Source organism: uncultured Gemmiger sp. (assembly GCA_944388105.1).
Taxonomy (GTDB): Bacteria; Bacillota; Clostridia; order Oscillospirales; family Ruminococcaceae; genus Gemmiger.
Genome location: CALXHN010000157.1, coordinates 1 through 3,105 on the forward strand (window position 1 = coordinate 1; position 3,105 = coordinate 3,105).

The following is a 3,105-nucleotide window of genomic DNA, read 5'->3' on the forward strand; positions in this document are numbered from 1 at the left end:
CGGGACGCGCCGGAGAACCGGCCGTCGGTGATGAGGGCCACGGTGGTGTCCAGCTTCATGCCCGCCAGGGCGCTGGTGGGGTTGAGCATCTCCCGCATGCCGGGACCGCCCTTGGGGCCTTCGTACCGGATGACCACCACGTCCCCGGGGTGGATCTCCCCGTTGTAGATGGCGGTGATGGCGGTCTCCTCGCTGTCAAAGACACGGGCCGGACCGGTGTGGTGCTGCATTTCGGGGGCCACGGCGCTGCGCTTGACCACGCAGCCGTCCGGGGCAATGTTGCCCCACAGAATCTGCAGCCCGCCGTTGACCGAGTAGGGGTTGTCGATGGGCCGGATGGCCTTCTCGTCCAGGATCTTCGCCCCGGCGATGTTCTCGCCCAGGGTCTTGCCGGTGACGGTGGGCACATCCAGGTCCAGCAGCCCCGCCTTGGCCAGCTCGGCCTGCACGGCGGGGATGCCCCCCGCCTCGTACAGATCGGGCATGTGGGTGGGGCCCGCCGGGGCCAGATGGCAGAGGTTGGGGGTCTTGGCGCTGATCTCGTTGAAGAGTTTCAGGTCGATGGGCACCCCCGCCTCATAGGCGATGGCCAGCAGGTGCAGCACCGTGTTGGTGGAGCAGCCCAGGGCCATATCGCAGGTCAGGGCGTTGCGGATGGAACGCTCGTTGACGATCTGACGGGCGGTGATGCCCCGGTTGACCAGGTCCATGACCGCCATGCCGGCCCGCTTGGCCAGCTGCAGCCGCTTGGCGTAGACCGCCGGGATGGTGCCGTTTCCGGGCAGGGCGATACCGATGGCCTCGCACAGGCAGTTCATGCTGTTGGCGGTGTACATGCCGGAGCAGGAGCCGCAGCCGGGGCAGCAGTTGCAGGTGCAGTCCTCCAGCTGTTCGTCATTGATGAGCCCCGCCTTGTAGGCGCCCACCGCCTCGAACATCTTGGAAAGGCTGACCTCCTCCCCGCCGTAGCGGCCGGCCAGCATGGGACCGCCGGAGCAGACCACCGCGGGCACATCCATGCGCACGGCTGCCATGAGCATACCGGGCACGATCTTGTCGCAGTTGGGCACCAGGACCAGACCGTCCAGCTGGTGGGCCATGTACATGGTCTCCACGCTGTCGCAGATCAGTTCCCGGCTGGCCAGGGAATACTTCATGCCGATGTGGCCCATGGCGATGCCGTCGCACACGCCGATGGCGGGCATGAGCACCGGGGTGCCCCCGGCCATACGGATACCGGCCTTGACGGCGTCCGCGATCTTGTCCAGGTTCATGTGACCGGGCACGATCTCACTGTAGGCGGACACCACGCCGATGAGCGGGCGGTCCAGTTCTTCCGGGGTATAGCCCAGGGCGTAGAACAGGCTGCGGTTGGGGGCGCGCTCGGGGCCCTTCTTGACGTTATCGCTGTGCATGGGGCACATCCTCCTCTGCCGCCCGGGGCGGCCGTGCTGTTGTGTTTGGGGTTGGAGCTTACTTCTTCAGCCAGCTCATCATCTGGCGCAGTTCCTTGCCCACCTTCTCGATGAGGTGCTCGGACTGCATCCGGCGCTCGGCCAGGAAGTGGACCTTGCGGCCGCCCTTGGGGCTCATCTCGGTGAGGAACTCGCTGGCGAAGGTGCCGTCCTGGATCTCCTGCAGGACCTTCTTCATCTCCTTGCGGGTCTCGGCGGTGATCAGGCGCTTGCCGGTGCGGTAGTCGCCGTATTCGGCGGTGTTGGAGATGGAGTAGCGCATCTTGTCGAAGCCGCCCTCGTTGATCAGGTCAACGATGAGCTTCATCTCGTGGCAGGTCTCGAAGTAGGCCATCTCGGGGGCGTAGCCGGCTTCCACCAGGGTGTCGAAGCCCGCATGGATCAGCTCGCACACGCCGCCGCACAGGACTGCCTGCTCACCGAACAGGTCGGTCTCGGTCTCTTCCTTGAAGGTGGTCTCCAGGATGCCCGCACGGCCGGCGCCGATGCCGGAAGCGTAGGCCAGGGCGATCTCCTTGGCCTTGCCGGTGTAGTCCTGCTCCACGCAGATCAGGGAGGGGCAGCCCTCGCCTTCGGTGTACAGGCGGCGGACGATGTGGCCGGGGCCCTTGGGGGCGATCATGATGACGTCCACGTTTTTGGGCGGGGTGATGGTCTTGAAGTGGATGTTGAAGCCGTGGGCAAAGGCCAGGGCCTTGCCTTCGGTCATGTAGGGAGCGACCTGGCTGTAGTAGATGTCGGCGCAGAGTTCGTCCGGCACCAGCATCATGACCACGTCACCGGCCTTGGCGGCTTCCTCCACTTCCATGACCTTGAAGTTGGGATGGGTGGCGGCAAACTCCTCCGCCTTGGCCCAGTGGCCGGAGCCCTTGCGCAGGCCGACGACCACGTTGACGCCGCTTTCGGCCAGGTTTTCGGAGTGGGCGTGGCCCTGGCTGCCGAAGCCGATGACGGCGACGGTCTTGCCGTCCAGCACGCCGAGGTTGCAGTCGGAATCGTAGTACTTGTTGATAGCCATGGGTTCATTTCTCCTTTGCTGATTACATTTTTATAATGAAGGTTTTACCGGGAAACAAAGTTGGGGGTCAGGGGGTGGGGCAGTGGGTACCGGGCAGGGGCAGCTGGGCGGCCCGCACTTCCTGGGGCGGTTTCTGCATGTGCTGGTGTTTGCCGCCCCGTTCCAGGGCGGTGACGCCGGTACGGCAGAGCTCCAGGATCTCGTATCCGTCGAACATCTTCAGGAAGGCGTCGATCTTTTCCGGCTTGCCGGTGAGTTCAAAGACCATGCTGTCGGGGGAAAGGTCGATGATCTTGGATTTGTACACCGCCGCGATCTCCCGCAGTTCGGCCCGGTTGGCGGTGGAGCAGGCCACCTTCAGCAGCAGCAGTTCCCGCTGCAGGCTGTTGTCGGCATTGAGTTCAAAGACCTGGCGGGCCACTTCCAGCCGTTCGGTCTGCAGAATCAACTGTTCGATCTCCTGGTCCTTGCCGTGGGTGGCCACGGTGATGCGGCTGACGGCGGGGTCGTTGGTGGCCGACACGGTCAGGCTGTCGATGTTGAAGCCCCGGCGGCAGAACAGGCTGGACACCCGGGCCAGAACACCGTTCTGGTTGTCCACCAGCAGGCTGA

At 64.7% G+C, this 3,105-nt stretch carries 3 protein-coding genes; all 3 read right to left on the bottom strand.

From position 1 onward, the window contains the following. Window positions 1-1,415: dihydroxy-acid dehydratase (gene ilvD, locus Q0K17_RS11035; protein ID WP_294542959.1), on the bottom strand; the 1,415-nt coding region annotated here is incomplete at its 3' end. A 58-nt stretch (window positions 1,416-1,473) separates the two neighbouring features. Next, window positions 1,474-2,493 (bottom strand): ketol-acid reductoisomerase, encoded by a 1,020-nt coding sequence (gene ilvC / locus Q0K17_RS11040; protein ID WP_294542960.1) that lies wholly within the window; start codon window positions 2,491-2,493, stop codon window positions 1,474-1,476. Between the two features lie 67 nt (window positions 2,494-2,560). Then, window positions 2,561-3,105: acetolactate synthase small subunit (ilvN, locus tag Q0K17_RS11045; RefSeq protein ID WP_294542961.1), on the bottom strand; the 545-nt coding region annotated here is incomplete at its 5' end.

Coding starts and splice junctions, on each gene's coding strand:
- ilvC (WP_294542960.1), bottom strand. CDS start 2,493: ATGGCTATCAACAAGTACTACGATTCCGACTGCAACCTCGGCGTGCTG.